The 14,177-nt window shown below is 65.6% G+C and carries 16 protein-coding genes; 3 read left to right on the top strand and 13 right to left on the bottom strand.

Features of this window, described 5'->3' with window-relative positions; translation table 11 throughout:
- The first annotated feature begins 31 nt into the window (after window positions 1–31).
- Together BVG12_RS24760 and BVG12_RS24755 are read left to right on the top strand one after the other, a co-directional pair.
- Window positions 32–898 (top strand): ABC transporter ATP-binding protein, encoded by an 867-nt coding sequence (locus BVG12_RS24760; protein ID WP_075794705.1) that lies wholly within the window; start codon window positions 32–34, stop codon window positions 896–898.
- Complete coding sequence (locus BVG12_RS24755) at window positions 895–2,451, top strand: hypothetical protein (RefSeq protein WP_075794704.1); 1,557 nt, start codon at window positions 895–897, stop codon at window positions 2,449–2,451. The genes BVG12_RS24760 and BVG12_RS24755 overlap by 4 nt, the downstream gene beginning before the upstream one ends.
- Here the strand turns inward: BVG12_RS24755 and BVG12_RS24750 are convergent.
- Genes BVG12_RS24750 through BVG12_RS24725 form a run of 6 tightly spaced genes read right to left on the bottom strand, consistent with a single transcriptional unit; the run spans window position 2,448 to window position 7,517 of the window.
- Window positions 2,448–3,518, bottom strand: a complete 1,071-nt coding sequence (locus BVG12_RS24750; RefSeq protein WP_075794703.1) for an AI-2E family transporter — start codon at window positions 3,516–3,518, stop codon at window positions 2,448–2,450. The genes BVG12_RS24755 and BVG12_RS24750 overlap by 4 nt on opposite strands.
- Window positions 3,518–4,117, bottom strand: a complete 600-nt coding sequence (locus BVG12_RS24745) for an SCO family protein (protein ID WP_075796546.1) — start codon at window positions 4,115–4,117, stop codon at window positions 3,518–3,520. Before BVG12_RS24745 ends, BVG12_RS24750 begins: the two co-directional genes overlap by 1 nt.
- A 2-nt stretch (window positions 4,118–4,119) precedes the next feature.
- Window positions 4,120–5,025, bottom strand: a complete 906-nt coding sequence (gene cyoE, locus BVG12_RS24740; protein WP_075794702.1) for a heme o synthase — start codon at window positions 5,023–5,025, stop codon at window positions 4,120–4,122.
- Window positions 5,022–6,182 carry a COX15/CtaA family protein gene (locus BVG12_RS24735; RefSeq protein WP_075794701.1) on the bottom strand — a complete coding sequence of 387 codons (1,161 nt, stop codon included), beginning with the start codon at window positions 6,180–6,182 and terminating at the stop codon, window positions 5,022–5,024. Before BVG12_RS24735 ends, cyoE begins: the two co-directional genes overlap by 4 nt.
- Before the next feature lie 5 nt (window positions 6,183–6,187).
- Window positions 6,188–6,817, bottom strand: a complete 630-nt coding sequence (locus BVG12_RS24730; RefSeq protein ID WP_370662813.1) for an SCO family protein — start codon at window positions 6,815–6,817, stop codon at window positions 6,188–6,190.
- A complete protein-coding gene (locus BVG12_RS24725; protein ID WP_075794700.1) occupies window positions 6,795–7,517 on the bottom strand; it encodes an SURF1 family protein in 723 nt (240 codons plus the stop codon). The genes BVG12_RS24730 and BVG12_RS24725 overlap by 23 nt, the downstream gene beginning before the upstream one ends.
- Before the next feature lie 42 nt (window positions 7,518–7,559).
- Here BVG12_RS24725 and BVG12_RS24720 point away from each other — a divergent pair, with 42 nt between their 5' ends.
- Window positions 7,560–7,760, top strand: a complete 201-nt coding sequence (locus BVG12_RS24720; RefSeq protein WP_075794699.1) for a twin transmembrane helix small protein — start codon at window positions 7,560–7,562, stop codon at window positions 7,758–7,760.
- 176 nt (window positions 7,761–7,936) lie between these two features.
- On the opposite strand, the gene BVG12_RS24715 is transcribed toward BVG12_RS24720, so the two are convergent.
- From BVG12_RS24715 to BVG12_RS24690, 7 genes are all read right to left on the bottom strand, one after another.
- The gene (locus BVG12_RS24715; RefSeq protein WP_075794698.1) at window positions 7,937–8,794 is read right to left on the bottom strand and encodes a cytochrome c oxidase subunit 3; all 858 of its coding nucleotides are present in this window, start codon (window positions 8,792–8,794) and stop codon (window positions 7,937–7,939) included.
- Window positions 8,795–8,868: 74 nt separating this feature from the next.
- Window positions 8,869–9,087, bottom strand: coding sequence for a DUF2970 domain-containing protein (locus BVG12_RS24710; RefSeq protein WP_075794697.1), 219 nt, complete (start codon window positions 9,085–9,087; stop codon window positions 8,869–8,871).
- A gap of 2 nt (window positions 9,088–9,089) precedes the next feature.
- Window positions 9,090–9,668: a cytochrome c oxidase assembly protein gene (locus BVG12_RS24705; protein ID WP_075794696.1), complete on the bottom strand. Its 579-nt coding sequence runs from the start codon at window positions 9,666–9,668 to the stop codon at window positions 9,090–9,092.
- A 7-nt stretch (window positions 9,669–9,675) separates the two neighbouring features.
- Window positions 9,676–9,795: a cytochrome oxidase small assembly protein gene (locus BVG12_RS34865; RefSeq protein ID WP_218921029.1), complete on the bottom strand. Its 120-nt coding sequence runs from the start codon at window positions 9,793–9,795 to the stop codon at window positions 9,676–9,678.
- A 7-nt stretch (window positions 9,796–9,802) separates the two neighbouring features.
- Window positions 9,803–11,398, bottom strand: coding sequence for a cytochrome c oxidase subunit I (ctaD, locus tag BVG12_RS24700; protein WP_075794695.1), 1,596 nt, complete (start codon window positions 11,396–11,398; stop codon window positions 9,803–9,805).
- Between the two features lie 94 nt (window positions 11,399–11,492).
- Window positions 11,493–12,620 carry a cytochrome c oxidase subunit II gene (gene coxB, locus BVG12_RS24695; RefSeq protein WP_370662850.1) on the bottom strand — a complete coding sequence of 376 codons (1,128 nt, stop codon included), beginning with the start codon at window positions 12,618–12,620 and terminating at the stop codon, window positions 11,493–11,495.
- A 625-nt stretch (window positions 12,621–13,245) separates the two neighbouring features.
- Window positions 13,246–14,157 carry a methyltransferase domain-containing protein gene (locus tag BVG12_RS24690; RefSeq protein ID WP_229503709.1) on the bottom strand — a complete coding sequence of 304 codons (912 nt, stop codon included), beginning with the start codon at window positions 14,155–14,157 and terminating at the stop codon, window positions 13,246–13,248.
- Window positions 14,158–14,177 lie beyond the last annotated feature (20 nt).

Below are 14,177 nucleotides of genomic sequence, written 5' to 3'. Positions count from 1 at the left end.
TAGCGTCATTGCCACTGTCAGGAAGCCCGCCATGCTGGAACTGCACAACGTCACCAAGACCTTCGGCAAGAACGTCACGGCCGTCGACGACGTCTCGCTGCGGCTCGATGCGGGCGTCGTCGGCCTGATCGGCCACAACGGCGCGGGCAAGACGACCCTGATGCAGATGATCGCCACGCTCACGAAACCCAGCGGCGGTCGCATCGTGTTCGACGGCACCGACGTCGTCGCCAGGCCTGACGCGATCCGCAACCGGCTGGGCTATCTGCCGCAGGACTTCGGCGTCTACCGCAACGTGACGGCGCTCGAATTCATGCGCTACTTCGCAGCGCTGAAAGGCGTGCGCGATGCGAACCGCATCCGCCGCCTGCTGGAACTCGTCAACCTGCACGAGCAGGCGCACCGTATGGCCAGCACGTTCTCGGGCGGCATGCTGCGCCGCCTCGGCATCGCGCAGGCGCTGCTGAACGATCCGGACATCCTCGTCGTCGACGAATCGACTGCCGGCCTCGATCCGGAAGAACGCCTGCGCTTTCGCAACCTGCTGGCCGACCTGGGTTTCAATAAACTCGTGATCATCTCCACGCACATCGTGTCCGACGTCGAAAGCATCGCCGGGCAACTGGCGATCATGCGCAGCAGCCGACTCGTCGCCTGCGACACACCGGACGCGATCCTGGGCCGCGCGCGCGGCCAAGTATGGTCGGCCAGCGTGGGCGCGGACGAGTACGAGATCCTGCGGACGACGACCCACGTGCTGCAGGCCTTGCGCCAGGGCGAGCGGGTCAATCTGCGCATCGCGCATCCGACGCCGCCCTGCACGGGCGCGCAGCCGTGCGAGCCGAGCCTGGAAGACGCGCTAATGGCACAGCGCTACGCCGTGAAGGAAGCGGCATGAATATCGCCTTCGACACCGTGCGCACGCTCGCGCTGCTGGAAACCCGCGTGCGCCTGCGGCGGCTGTCCACGCTCGTCACGCTGTTCGCCGTCGTGGCGCTCAGCTGGCTGATGATCTCCGACCCGGCCGACGGGCGGGCGCTGATCGTGGTCCACGGCGCGCGCGTGCTGTACACCAGTAGCGCACTGGCGCTGGGCAGCGCGTCGCTGGCCACGCTTCTGTTCGCGCTGGCCGGCTTTTATCTGCTGCGCGGGCGCGTGGCCGAAGACCTGCGCAGCGGTACGGGGGCCGTGATCGGCACGAGCCGCCACGGCGGCGTCCTGTTCGTCGTCGCGCGCTGGTGCGGCGGCGTGCTGTACCTGGCGGCCCTCGCCGGCGTGTTCATGGCGACCGTCCTCGTCTGCCACGCCGTCCGCGGCGACGGTCCCATCGAACCGCTCGTCTACGTGCAGACCTATGCGCTCGTGCTCGGACCGATGATCCTGTTCACGGCCAGTTGCGCGACCCTGTTCGATGCGTGGGCGCCGCTGATGGGCAAGGCGGGCGACCTGCTGTACTTCTTCGTCTGGGTCGCGCAGATGGGCATGCTGCCCGCCGTGACGGAAGGCGGCACGCCTCAAGTCATTCCGCTCGACTTCACGGGCATGAGCGCCGTCGTCACGGCCCTGGCGGCCCACGTCGACATCAGCAACAGCCTGATGCTCGGCATCGCAGACTTCCAGGCCGACAAGGCGCCGCCGGTGCTGCCCACGTGGCCGTGGACCTGGCAGCTCGGCGCCGCGCGCTGCCTGACGGCGGCGCTGGCGCTCATCCCGCTGCTGCTCGCGCTGCCGCTGTTCCACCGCTTTTCGCCCGACCGCGTCAAGCCCGGCAAAGCACGCGCCCGGCGCTCGCCACTGGCCGTCGTCGACGGGTGGCTGCGTCCCCTGGCCCACTTCATCGCTCCGCTGTTCGGCCTGGCCGCGCGCGTGCCAGGCATCGCGGGCCAGGCGCTGGCCGACGTCGCGCTCACGCTGGCCGCATCGCCGTGCGCGCTCGCCCTGCTGCTGGCGGTCCAGGTGCTCGCGCTCGTCCTTGGCGCCGATGCGCTGGCGCCGTTCACGCTCGCCTGCGTCGCGTACTGGTGCGTGCTGGTGAGCGATGTATCGACTCGCGACGGCGACGCCGCGCTGGCGGGCATGGGTGCGGCCGTCCCGGGCGGCGCCACTCGCCGCTACTGGCGCCAGTTCTTGGCCAGCCTCGTGCTCGGGCTGATGTTCACGGGCGTCGCCGCATTGCATCTGGCCGTGGCGACCCCGCTGCGCGCCTGCGCCCTCTTGTGCGGTGTGTTCGCGCTGGCCGCGTTCGCGAGCCTGCTGGGCCGCACGACCTCGACGTCCCGCACCTTCCTCGCGCTGTTCCTGTTCGCGCTGTACGTGAGCGTCAACGTGAGCCGCGGCGCGTGGGCGGACATCGTCGGCTTTCACGGCAATGCGACGGCCGCGTCCAGTCTCGCGTGGGCGGGACTCGGCGTGCTGGCGGTGCTGGGCGGCCGCGTGTGGAAGGGTCGCTAGACCCGGTCCCCGTCCTGCTTCACGATCGGATCGCGCGTATGGGTCCACCCGCTCATCAGCGAGTACCCCACCGCGAGCAGGGTCGGCCCGATGAACATGCCGACGAAGCCGAACGCGATCACGCCGCCCAGCACGCCGAGGAGCGTCAGCAGGAACGGCAGGCTGGAGCCGCGGCTGATCAGCATCGGGCGCACGACGTTGTCGACGCCGCTGATCAGGAAGAAGCCCCACACGAGCATGAAGACGCCCCATCCCGTCTCGCCCTGCGCGAACAGCCAGATCGCCGCCCCGCCCCACACGATCGGGGGCCCGACGGGAATCAGGGACGACACGAACACGAGCACCGACAGCAGCGGCACCGCGGGCACGCGCGCGATGGCGAAGCCGAGCGCGGCGACGAGCGCCTGCGCCAGCGCGGTGCCGAGCAGGCCGTACATCACGCCGCGCACGGTCTGGCTGACGATCTCCGTGACGGATTCCGCCTCCTCGTCCATGATGCGGCGCATGGCGGCCTTGATGATGGCGATCAGCGCCACGCCGTCGCGGTAGAAAAAGAAGCTGACGAACGCGGCGAGGCTCATCTGCGCGACGCCGGCGCCCAGCATCATGGCGCCGGAGAGCAGCGCGTGGCGCGCCGGTTCGACCATGCGCCGCGCGAGTTCCAGCATGCGCTCGCGGCTGCCGACGAGCTGGCGCAGGTAGTTGTCGAGCTGCTCGCCGACGAGCGGAATGTCGCGGACCCACGCGGGCGGCAGCAACTCGCCCTGGTTCAGCGCGGCGCGGATCTGGTCGAACGACGACGCCACATTGTCCGCGAGGTTATACGCGACGAGGGCCAGCGGGATGATCACGAGCAGCGTGAGGGAGAGCGTCATCGTCAGCGCGGCCGGTGTGCGCCGGCCGCGCAGGCGTTGGAGGAGCTTCTGGTAGAGCGGCCAGGACGAGATGACGACGGCGGCCGCGAACAGGATCGCGGCCAGGAAGGGTTGCAGGACGTAGAGACAGCCGATGGTCAGAAGGATGACCGCGCCGGCACGCGTGTAGTTTCGTCCCGGTCGTTTGTCCATCAGGATAATAGCTGACGGAGATCGTGCACGATAGGGTCAAGCCCCTGGCCGTGGCGGATGAACAGGCGCAGGCGGCCGTCGCGGTCGAAGACGTAGCTGCCGGCCGTGTGGTCGATCGTGTAGCTGCCCGGGCTGGTTCCCGGCACCTTCGAGTAGAACACCTTGAATTCCTTGGCCGCCTTCGCCGTCTGCTCGGGCGTGCCGCGCAGGCCGATGAAGCGCTTGTCGAACGCGGGCACGTAGTTGGCCAGCAGCTGCTGGGTGTCGCGCTCGGGGTCGAGGGTGATGAACAGGACCTGCACCTGGTCGGCCAGCGGCCCCAGTTTTTGCATCACGGACGCCATCTCCGCCATCGTCGTCGGGCACACGTCCGGGCATTGCGTGTAGCCGAAAAAGACGACGACGACCTTGCCCTTGAAGTCGGCCAGCGTGCGCGGCTTGCCCGTGTGGTCGGTCAGCGCGAAGCCTTTCGCGTAATCGAGGCCGGTGACGTCGGTGTTCTGGAAGGAGACCTGCTGCTTGCCCGGCAGCTTGTCGCATGCGGCGAGGGAGACGGTCAGCGCGCAGGCGGCGACGATAGCGGGCAGCAGTTTTTTCATCATCAGAAAGGCAGGTATTGTTTCACGTAGTGGTCGACGAGCAGCGCCGCGAACAGCAGCGACAGATAGACGATGGACCAGGCGAAGGCCTTGCGCGCGACCTGGTCGCTGTAGTGCTTGTGGATCATCCAGCCGTAGCGCAGGAAGACCGCATTGAGCACGATGGCCGCCGCCAGGTACACGACGCCGCTCATGCCGACGGCGTACGGGAACAAGGTGCATGCGGCCAGCGCGACGGAATACAGCCACACCTGCTGGCCGGTGTACTGCATGCCGTGCGTGACGGGCAGCATCGGCAGGCCGGAGCGGACGTAGTCGTCGCGGCGGTACATCGCCAGCGCCCAGAAGTGCGGCGGGGTCCAGACGAAGATGATCAAGACGAGCAGCCACGCCTGCATCGGCACCTCGCCCGCGACGGCGGCCCAGCCGAGCGCCGGCGGCATCGCGCCCGAGAGGCCGCCGATGACGATGTTCTGCGGCGTGTTCGGCTTGAGCAGGATCGTGTAGATCAGCGCATAGCCGACGAAGGTGACGAACGTCAGCCACATCGTCAGCGGATTGACCATCGTGTACAGGACGCCCATGCCGGCGCCGCCGATGATGGCGGAAAAAATCAGGACCTGCGTGGGCGACAGCTCGCCCATCGCCGTGGCGCGGCGCGCCGTGCGGGCCATGCGGGCGTCGACTTCGGCCTCGATCAGGCAGTTGACGGCGAAGGCGGCGCCGGCCAGCAGCCAGATGCCGACCGTGCCCCAGACGAGCACGTGCCAGCCGGGGAAGCCGTCGGTGGCGAGGAACATGCCGATCACGGCGCAGAAGACGGCCAGCTGGGTGACGCGCGGCTTGGTCAGCGCCCAGTACTGGGCGATCCGGCTGGGCGGTTTGTGAATGGCGGTTTGCGTAATCATGGATGGCTCGCGGACGTCGCGGCCTCACGTCGTGGACTGCGCAGCGCCAGCTCGAGTTGATACTGTATCTTGTAGTTTAACATGGTCACCAGAACGACGAGCCCCGCTGCCCCCGCATTGTGGAGCACGGCGATCGGTAACGGAAAGTTCAAAAAGACCGTCGCGATGCCCGTCGTTGTCTGGGCGGCCAGCACCAGCGCGAGGTTGCGCGCCGTACCGTGCAGGCCCGGCAGACGCCACACGCGCCAGGCCGTGTAGCCAAGCACGAGGACGACCACGAGCGCGAAGTTGCGGTGCACCCAGTGGATCGCCATCAGCGCGGAGAACGGCAGATAGTGGCCGGCGGCCGTTTTGCCCAGCTCGCGCCACAACGTGAAGCCATGTTGCCAATCCATCTCTGGGACAATTTGTCCATGACAGAGCGGGAAGTCGTTGCACGCCAGTGTCGCGTAATTGGTACTCACCCACCCGCCCAGCGCCAGTTGCAGCAGCAGGACGGCGCCCGCCAGCCACGCCAGCGGACGCAGGCGGCGCAATACTGTCACGGGCGCGGCCGGCTGCGGCGGCGCCATCAGAGTGTCTTCGCGGCCACCGAGCCAGACGGCCAGCGCGAGCAGGGTCAGGCCGAACAGCAGGTGCAAGGTGACGATGATCGGCTGCAGTTTCATCGTGACGGTCCAGGCGCCGAACGCGCCCTGCACGCATACCCACAAGAACAGCACGGTCGGCAACGCGGGACCGTGCGCGGGCCGTACCCCTCGCGCTCGCGCGCGGCGCCATTCCAGCCACGACGCGACCATCAGGCCGATGATCAGGAAACCGATGCCCATCGCGAGGAAGCGGTGGATCATCTCGATCCAGGCTTTCACTTTCGTCACGGGGCCGGTGGGCATCAGCGCCTCGGCCGCGGCGATGTGCTCGTGCGCGAGGAACGGATTCGCCTCGCCGTAGCAGCCGGGCCAGTCCGGGCAGCCGAGGCCGGAATCCGTCAGGCGCGTAAAACCGCCGAACACGATCAGGTCGAACGTGAAGAACGCGATCACCCACGCCAGCTTGCGGTATTTGTTCGTGCCGGTCGCCGTCCACACGAGCGCGAGCGGCACGCTGGCCGCCAGGATGCCGGTCAGGGCCAGCAATACGAAATTGGAAACTTCCATGGTGTTCAGCCGACGGACGACGCCTTCAACAGCTTGTTGATGTCCTTGTAGACCTTGCGCACTTCCTGGAACTGCGGATCCTTCGGGAAGCGCATCATCAGGTGGCCCAGCGGGTCGATCAGGTAGATGTGGTCGGCCGGCGTCGTGCCCGCGTCGGCCGGCAGCCACGACGCCACCGTCGCGGCGTCGGCGCGCAGCATGTGGGTGCCGTCGTATTCGCGGATGATCAAGGTGTCGAGCGGTTCCTTGTCGGTGATGAGCCAGACGCGTTCGATGCGGTCGGCGTCCTTGCCCTGCATCAGGCGCAGCTGGCGCATGGCGAACAGCTGCTTCCGGCACGTATCCGGGCACGCGCCCGGTCCCGTCATCAGCATCACCCACTTGCCCTTGAACTGGTCCAGCGCCTGCGGACGGCCGTCCAACGTGGTCGTCTCCATGGCCGGGACCGGGTGGGCGCGCTGGTCGATCAGCGTGCCATAGTTGTTGCGCTTCTGCGGCTTGATGACGTAATAGGTGAAATACGATGCGAGCATCGGCGCCGCGCACACGGCCAGCACCAGCCACAGCATGCGGCGGCTGCGCTTGCGGCCACCGTTCGGGTTGACTGCCGGGTCAGCCGGCTTGTTTGGTTCCACTTCGAAATCCTGTTATCACAAAAAATAGGAAGGCCATCGCCGCCAGCGCGTACCACTGGAACGCGTAGCCCTTGTGGCGGTCGACGTCGATGGCCGGGGCGGGCCATGTGCGGATGAGCTCAGTGCCGTCCGGGCTCGTCTGCTCGACCAGCACGGGCAGCACGCGCAGGCCGCTGGCCTGGGCGAAGCCGGCCGGGTCGACGTTCTGCACGATGGCGCCGGGCGCTGGCGGCGGCGCCTTGCCGAGTTCCATCACGCGCGCCGGATGCAGCACGGCGCGGCCTTCGACGGTCGTGCGCCCTGGCGGCGTGGCCACGTGCGGCACGCGGTCGTGCACGGCCGGATCGCGCGACAGCCAGCCGCGCGCGATGAGGACGACCGCGTCGGATCCTGCTATTTTAAACGGCATCAGCAAAACGAATCCGGTGCGGCCCTCGTGCGGGCGGTTGTCGAGGAACAGCGGCCAGTTGGGGACGAATTCCCCGGTCACAATGACGTGGCGATATTCGATGGCGGCTGGGTCGACCGGCTTCCCGTCCAGCGCGAGGGGCGGCATCGCCGAGCGCTGCGTGAGGCGGGCCTGCAGCGCCGTCTTTTCCGCCGCGCGCCGCACTTGCCAGTTGCCGAGCGCAATCCCGAGCGCCACGAGCACGAGCGTCGCCAGGAAAGGAATGGTTCTAAATCGGAAGCGCAGTCGCATACAATACTCGCATAACCCTAACAACCAACTCGCCGGCCGCCCATGAAAATCGTCGTCGCCATCGCCTTCGTGCTCATCATCGGCAGCCTCGCCTCCGCCCTGTTCTTCCTGATGCGCGACAAGGGCCGCAGCAACCGTACCGTGCAGGCGCTGGCGATGCGGGTCGGGCTGTCGATCACGCTGTTCCTGCTCGTGCTGTTTTCGTACAAGATGGGGTGGATTCAGCCGAAGGGGCTGCACTGATAAGCACGTCGTCCGCGCAAAAACGTCGTTCCCGCGAAAGCGGGAACCCATACTGAGCTCCAGGAATCCGAACGTAGGAAGCACCTCGGTGCATTTAACGGACCGGCTTCGAGAATTCAGCAGGGGTTCCCGCCTGCGCGGGAACGACGGTGTTTTATCGTCGCGGCTTGCTTGCCTTACAACCAGTACACGACCACGTACAGCCCCAGCCACACGACGTCGACGAAGTGCCAGTACCACGCCGCACCCTCGAACGCGAAATGGTGTTCCGGGGTGAAGTGGCCGCGCAGCACGCGGTACAGCACGACGGACAGCATGATCGCGCCCATGGTCACGTGGAAGCCGTGGAAGCCCGTGAGCATGAAGAACGTCGAGCCGTAGATGCCCGAGGTCAGCTTCAGGTTCAGCTCGATGTACGCGTGGTGGTATTCGTACGCCTGGAAGCCCATGAAGATGGCGCCCAGCAGGATCGTCGCGAACAGGAACAGCGCGGTGCGGGCGCGGTGGCCGGCGCGCAGCGCGTGGTGGGCGATGGTCAAGGTCACGCCCGAGGTCAGCAGCAGTGCCGTGTTGATGGTCGGGATCGGGAACGGGCCCATCGTGCTGAATTGCTCGACGGTGCCGGCCGGGCCGATATTGCCCCAGTGGCCCGAGTAATCCGGCCAGATGACTTTATGGTCCAGGTCGGACAGCCACGGCATCGTGATCGTGCGGGCGTAGAACAGCGCGCCGAAGAACGCGCCGAAGAACATCACTTCGGAAAAGATGAACCAGCTCATCGACCAGCGGTAGGACAGGTCGATGCGCTCGTTGTACTTGCCCGATTCCGACTCGCCGATGGCGTCGCCAAACCAGTTGTACAGCACGATCAGCATCGCGACGATGCCGGCCGTGCAGACGCCGGGTCCCCAGGCGGTGCCGTTGACCCAGCCGGAAGCGCCGGCCATCGTGACCAGCATCGAGATGCCGGCTGCCAGCGGCCACCTGGAGGGGCCGGGGACAAAATAATACGGCGCGGTATGGGGTGAACTCATGTATATCTCCTCAATCAAGCATTGTTTCGAATTCCGGGGTGCTGCGCTTCCCTGCTTCGTGTTGCTTATATGTTTTAACTGTTTGCGACGACCATGCGCACGACGACCACCAGGATGCCGATGAACACCGCCACCCCGATCAGCCCGCCCACGATCACGTGGACCGGATTCAGGTTGGTCGCGTCGTGTTCGTAGTCGCGGCGCTTGCGCACGCCGAAGAACGACCAGAACACGGCTTTCATCGTGGCACCGAACGTCGCGGTTTTTACGGGCGGCTGCTCGTCGTTGGTCATGATCACTTCTGCGCCGCCACGGCGCCGCCGATTTCGAAGAACGTGTACGACAGCGTGATGTCCTTCACTTCGCGCGGCAGTTTCGGGTCGATGAAGAACACGACCGGCATCTGTCTGGCCTCGTTCGGGGTCAAGACCTGCTCCTTGAAGCAGAAGCACTCGACCTTCTTAAAGTACGGCATCGCCGACTGCGGCGCGTAACTCGGGATGGCCTGCGCCTTCACGGTCCGCGCCTGCGTGTTCACGACTTCGTAGATGACGGTCGCCATCTCGCCCGGGTGCACCTCGATGCTGCGCTGCGTCGGACGGAAGCGCCACGGGCCCTGGGCGTTGCCGTCCAGGACGACGGTGATCGTGCGCGTCTTGTCGACCTGCGTGTTGGCCGGCGGTGCCACCGTGCCGTCCTTTTGCGTGAGCACGTTGATGCCGAGCGCTTCGCACACCTGGCGGTAGATCGGCACCAGCGCGTAGCCGAAGCCGAACATGATGCAGGCCACCACCACCAGCTTGGTCAGGACGGTACGATTCAGCCGCAGGCGGCCACTTTCCTCGTGGCGGCCCGCGTTCGTTTCCGCATGCATGGCGTCCTCAGCTCAGCCACAGGCGCTTGACGAACAGCATCACGAAGAAGAACAGCGCCAGCCCCGCCAGCCACAGGGCCGTGCGCAGGTTGGCCTTCTTCTGCTGCTGCGAACGGTCGGCATTCATCGCAGTCTCACTTCACCACAGGCGGGTGTTCGAAGGTGTGGAACGGCGCCGGGCTCGGCACGGTCCACTCCAAGCCTTCCGCGCCTTCCCACGGCTTCGCTTCCGCCTGCTTGCCGCCGCGGATGGTCGGCAGCACGACGAAGAACAGGAAGTACACCTGCGACAGGCCGAAGCCGAACGCGCCGATCGACACGAGCTGGTTGAAGTCGGTGAACTGCACGGCGTAGTCGGCGTAGCGGCGCGGCATGCCGGCCAGGCCCAGGAAGTGCATCGGGAAGAACGTGACGTTGAACCAGAACAGCGAATTCCAGAAGTGGATCTTGCCGCGCAGTTCCGGATACATGTGGCCCGTCCACTTCGGCGCCCAGTAGTAGAAGCCGGCGAACAGGGCGAACAGCGAGCCTGCCACGAGCACGTAATGGAAGTGGGCGACGACGTAATACGTGTCCTGCATCTGGATGTCGATCGGGGTCACGGCCAGGATCAGGCCCGTGAAGCCGCCCATCGTGAACACGAAGATGAAGCCGACGGCGAACAGCATCGGGGTCTCGAACGTCATCGAACCGCGCCACATCGTCGCGACCCAGTTGAACACTTTGACGCCGGTCGGCACCGCGATCAGCATGGTGGCGTACATGAAGAACAGCTGGCTCGTCACCGGCATGCCGGTGGTGAACATGTGGTGGGCCCAGACGATGAACGACAGGATCGCGATGGATGCGGTCGCGTACACCATCGACGCGTAGCCGAACAAGGGCTTCCGGGCGAAGGCCGGGATGATCTGGGAGACGATGCCGAATGCCGGCAGGATCATGATGTAGACCTCGGGGTGGCCGAAGAACCAGAAGATGTGCTGGTACATGACCGGGTCGCCGCCGCCGGCGGCGTTGAAGAACGACGTGCCGAAGTGGCGGTCGGTCAGGGTCATGGTGATGGCGCCGGCCAGCACGGGCATCACGGCGATCAGCAGGTAGGCGGTGATCAGCCAGGTCCAGCAGAACATCGGCATCTTCATCAGCGTGAGACCCGGCGCGCGCATGTTCAGGATCGTGACGATGATGTTAATGGAACCCATGATCGACGACGCGCCCATGATGTGCAGGGCAAAGATCGCCATGTCCATGCCCGGGCCCATCTGCGTCGACAGCGGCGCGTACAGCGTCCAGCCGGCCGCGGTGGCGCCGCCCGGCACGAAGAACGACGTGGCGAGCAGGATGGCGGCCGGCGGCAGCAGCCAGAACGAGAAGTTGTTCATGCGCGCGAACGCCATGTCGGATGCGCCGATCTGCAGCGGGATCATCCAGTTGGCGAAGCCGACGAACGCCGGCATGATCGCGCCGAACACCATCACGATGCCGTGCATGGTGGTCAGCTGGTTGAAGAATTCGGGGCGGAAGAACTGCAGGCCGGGCTGGAACAGCTCGGTGCGGATCATCAGCGCCAGCACGCCGCCCGAGAGCAGCATGGTGAAGGCGAACCACAGGTACAGCGTACCGATGTCCTTGTGGTTGGTGGCGAAAAGCCAGCGGCGCAGGCCGACCGGGTGGTCGTGCGCATGGTCGTGGCCGTGGTCGTGCGTGTGATCGATGGTGCTGGAAGTCATGTCGGTATCCTAATCGTGCGGGACACAAGGGCCGAAAGCGGTGGCGCGACGGCCCGGTCCCTTGAATCCAAACGCTTGTTGAGCCTTGTCTGCCTTATTTGCCGCGCGCAGCCAGGACCTCGGACGGCTGGACGATGTTCTCGTCCGCCTTGTTGGTCCAGTTGTTGCGGGTATAGGTGATGACGGAAGCGATCTCGGAATCCGACAGTTGCTTCCACGACGGCATCGCCGACGGATACTTGCCGCTGTGCTTACCGTTCAGCAGCACGGCGATCTGTTCGGCCTTGGGACCCAGCACGACCGGCGAACCGACCAGCGGGGCGAAGGCGCTCGGCACGCCCTGGCCGTTGGCCTGGTGGCAGGCCACGCAGTTGGACGAATAGACTTTTTCGCCCTTCGTCTTGAGCTCGTCGATGGTCCAGACCTTGTTCGGGTCGTCGGCCAGCGCGGCCATGCGTTTCTTCTCGCCGTTGACCCACGCGGTGTAGTCCTCGTTCGAGACGACCTTCACGACGATCGGCATGAAGGCGTGTTCCTTGCCGCACAGCTCGACGCAGTTGCCGCGGTAGGTGCCGATCTGCTCGGCCTTGAACCACGTGTCGCGCACGAAGCCGGGAATGGCGTCCTGCTTGACGGCGAAGGCGGGAATGGTCCACGAGTGGATCACGTCGTTGGCGGTCAGCACGAGGCGGACCTTCTTGCCGACCGGGACGACGACGGGATTGTCGACCTCGAGCAGGTAGTTCTCGGTGCGTTTCTCGGTCGGCGCGACGCCCGGCTCGCCCACTTGCGTGCGCGGCGTGGCCAGGTTCGACAGGAACGAGATGCCTTCGCCCTCGCCCTTCAGGTAGTCGTAACCCCATTTCCACTGCATGCCGGTGACCTTGATGGTCAGATCGGGATTCGACGTGTCCTTCATCTGCACGACGGCGTGCGTGGCCGGCAGGGCCATGCCGATGACGATCAGGAACGGTACGATGGTCCAGGCGATTTCGACCGTCGTGGATTCGTGGAAGGTGGCCGGTTTATGGCCGAGGGATTTGCGGTGCTTGAACACCGAGTAAAACATGACGCCGAACACGGCGAGGAAGATGACCAGGCAGACCACCATCATCCAGTTGTGCAGGCTGTAGATGTAGGCCGCGATGCCCGTGACGGGCTCCTGCAGGTTAAGCTGATGCTCCAGCGGGCGTCCGGTCACGACGGGCCCAGGCTCCGCCATTACCGGGATGCTGGCCGCCGCTACCGCGAGGCCGAGCATCAACGCTTTGAATCGTTTTGCATATGTCATGTTGTCCCCAACCACCTTTAGAAGAGAAATTTCTTGAACGGAAGCGACCCTCCTGGGTAACCATGGAGGAGGCCACGGAAGACAACTTCCGTTCCGAAATCCTTTTTAAACTAAACGCAACCACTTCCCGTCGCGCCGGCGGGCGCTCAGGGACTCGACACCGCCCGCCCGGACGCCGTCTGGCACCCTGGATGGACGATGACTTCAAACCTTGCTTGCGGGGGATGCCGGATACGCTGTCCGACCTCCCCGGGTGATGCTCCAACCTTCGGGCACGTCGACAAACCTGTTGCGTGTTGCACTGCCGGCCTGCGATGCCGCTGTACTTCTCGTACAGCTGCGCTTCTCAGCCGGCTTGCGTCCGCTCGCGACGGTTTGTCGAGTTACCCTTCGACCCTACGCCTTTATGCTTAATTTTTTAGCGCTTTTTTGATCCAGTCGAAAAAAGTGTGTTTGATTATACTGAAACAGGTAATTTTTATTCAAGGAAAATTACCGCGATCGTATACACCCCGCATACGGAACGCCAGGGTGCGGTACGACGCCCCGGCGGCGTTCAACGCGGCTTGGGTGGCTGGAACCGGATGATCGCCTCCCCCGCGGCCGTCGTTTTCGGTGCCGGGCGGAACGCATGGCCGTAGATGACCTCGAACGTCAGCCCCAGCTTGCCATCCGCGCGGCGCCCCGCCTCCAGCGCGTCGCGCATGCGTTGCCACGCCGCCCGGCCGACGAGGCCGCGGCGCCGCGTGGCCAGCGGATTGCCGCCGAACGCGCGCACGTCGGCCAGCAATTTGTCCGGGCTGTCGTAGGTGACCGTGATTTGTTCCATGTCCATGACGGGGGTCGTGAACCCCGCTTCCACGAGCTGGTCGCCGAAGTCGTGCATGTCGACGAAGGGCAGCGTGTGCGGGGTCTCGTCCATCGCGGCGAATGCCGTGCGCAGTTCACGGAACGTATCCGGACCGAAGTTCGAGAACATCAGCAAGCCATCCACGCGCAGCACGCGGCGCCATTCGGCGAACACGCGGTCGGGCTGGGGATGCCAGTGCAACGCCAGGTTCGACCAGACCAGGTCGAGCGAGTTCGGTCCGAACGGCAGGTTACCGAAGTCCGCGCAAACGAGATCGATGCCGGCTTTGGCCGGGAGCAAACGGCTGAGCAGCGACCGGGGCGCGTGCGTGGCCGCCGCGGCCGTCCCGAGCATGGCCGGCACCGCATCCAGCCCCAGCACTTGCGCGGCCGGATAGCGCTTCTGCAGTTCGGCGATGTCGACGCCCGTGCCGCAGCCGGCGTCGAGCACCTGGCGCGGCGCCGTCTTGACGAGCGTGAGGCGGTCGAACATGCGGTTGGCGATCTCGCGCCGCAGGAAATCGGAAGGCGCGACCCGGGCGGGATCGGCAAACAGCTGGCGCACGCGGACCGGATCGATCGGCGCGCTCATCTTGGAGGGGGCTTGGGGTGAAACCATGGTCGACTGCGGGTGAATGG

It is taken from the genome of Massilia putida (genome assembly GCF_001941825.1).
GTDB classification, from domain to species: Bacteria; Pseudomonadota; Gammaproteobacteria; order Burkholderiales; family Burkholderiaceae_D; genus Telluria; species Telluria putida.
The sequence above is the reverse complement of the archived record's forward strand: the minus strand, read 5'-3'. Positions and strand labels throughout refer to the sequence as shown.

Bases quoted from the DNA above. Each gene is read 5' to 3' on its own strand.
- BVG12_RS24760 (WP_075794705.1), top strand. From the start codon at position 32: ATGCTGGAACTGCACAACGTCACCAAGACCTTCGGCAAGAACGTCACG.
- BVG12_RS24755 (WP_075794704.1), top strand. From the start codon at position 895: ATGAATATCGCCTTCGACACCGTGCGCACGCTCGCGCTGCTGGAAACC.
- BVG12_RS24750 (WP_075794703.1), bottom strand. From the start codon at position 3,518: ATGGACAAACGACCGGGACGAAACTACACGCGTGCCGGCGCGGTCATC.
- BVG12_RS24745 (WP_075796546.1), bottom strand. From the start codon at position 4,117: ATGAAAAAACTGCTGCCCGCTATCGTCGCCGCCTGCGCGCTGACCGTC.
- cyoE (WP_075794702.1), bottom strand. From the start codon at position 5,025: ATGATTACGCAAACCGCCATTCACAAACCGCCCAGCCGGATCGCCCAG.
- BVG12_RS24735 (WP_075794701.1), bottom strand. From the start codon at position 6,182: ATGGAAGTTTCCAATTTCGTATTGCTGGCCCTGACCGGCATCCTGGCG.
- BVG12_RS24725 (WP_075794700.1), bottom strand. From the start codon at position 7,517: ATGCGACTGCGCTTCCGATTTAGAACCATTCCTTTCCTGGCGACGCTC.
- BVG12_RS24720 (WP_075794699.1), top strand. From the start codon at position 7,560: ATGAAAATCGTCGTCGCCATCGCCTTCGTGCTCATCATCGGCAGCCTC.
- BVG12_RS24715 (WP_075794698.1), bottom strand. From the start codon at position 8,794: ATGAGTTCACCCCATACCGCGCCGTATTATTTTGTCCCCGGCCCCTCC.
- BVG12_RS24710 (WP_075794697.1), bottom strand. From the start codon at position 9,087: ATGACCAACGACGAGCAGCCGCCCGTAAAAACCGCGACGTTCGGTGCC.
- BVG12_RS24705 (WP_075794696.1), bottom strand. From the start codon at position 9,668: ATGCATGCGGAAACGAACGCGGGCCGCCACGAGGAAAGTGGCCGCCTG.
- BVG12_RS34865 (WP_218921029.1), bottom strand. From the start codon at position 9,795: ATGAATGCCGACCGTTCGCAGCAGCAGAAGAAGGCCAACCTGCGCACG.
- ctaD (WP_075794695.1), bottom strand. From the start codon at position 11,398: ATGACTTCCAGCACCATCGATCACACGCACGACCACGGCCACGACCAT.
- coxB (WP_370662850.1), bottom strand. From the start codon at position 12,620: ATGGCGGAGCCTGGGCCCGTCGTGACCGGACGCCCGCTGGAGCATCAG.
- BVG12_RS24690 (WP_229503709.1), bottom strand. From the start codon at position 14,157: ATGGTTTCACCCCAAGCCCCCTCCAAGATGAGCGCGCCGATCGATCCG.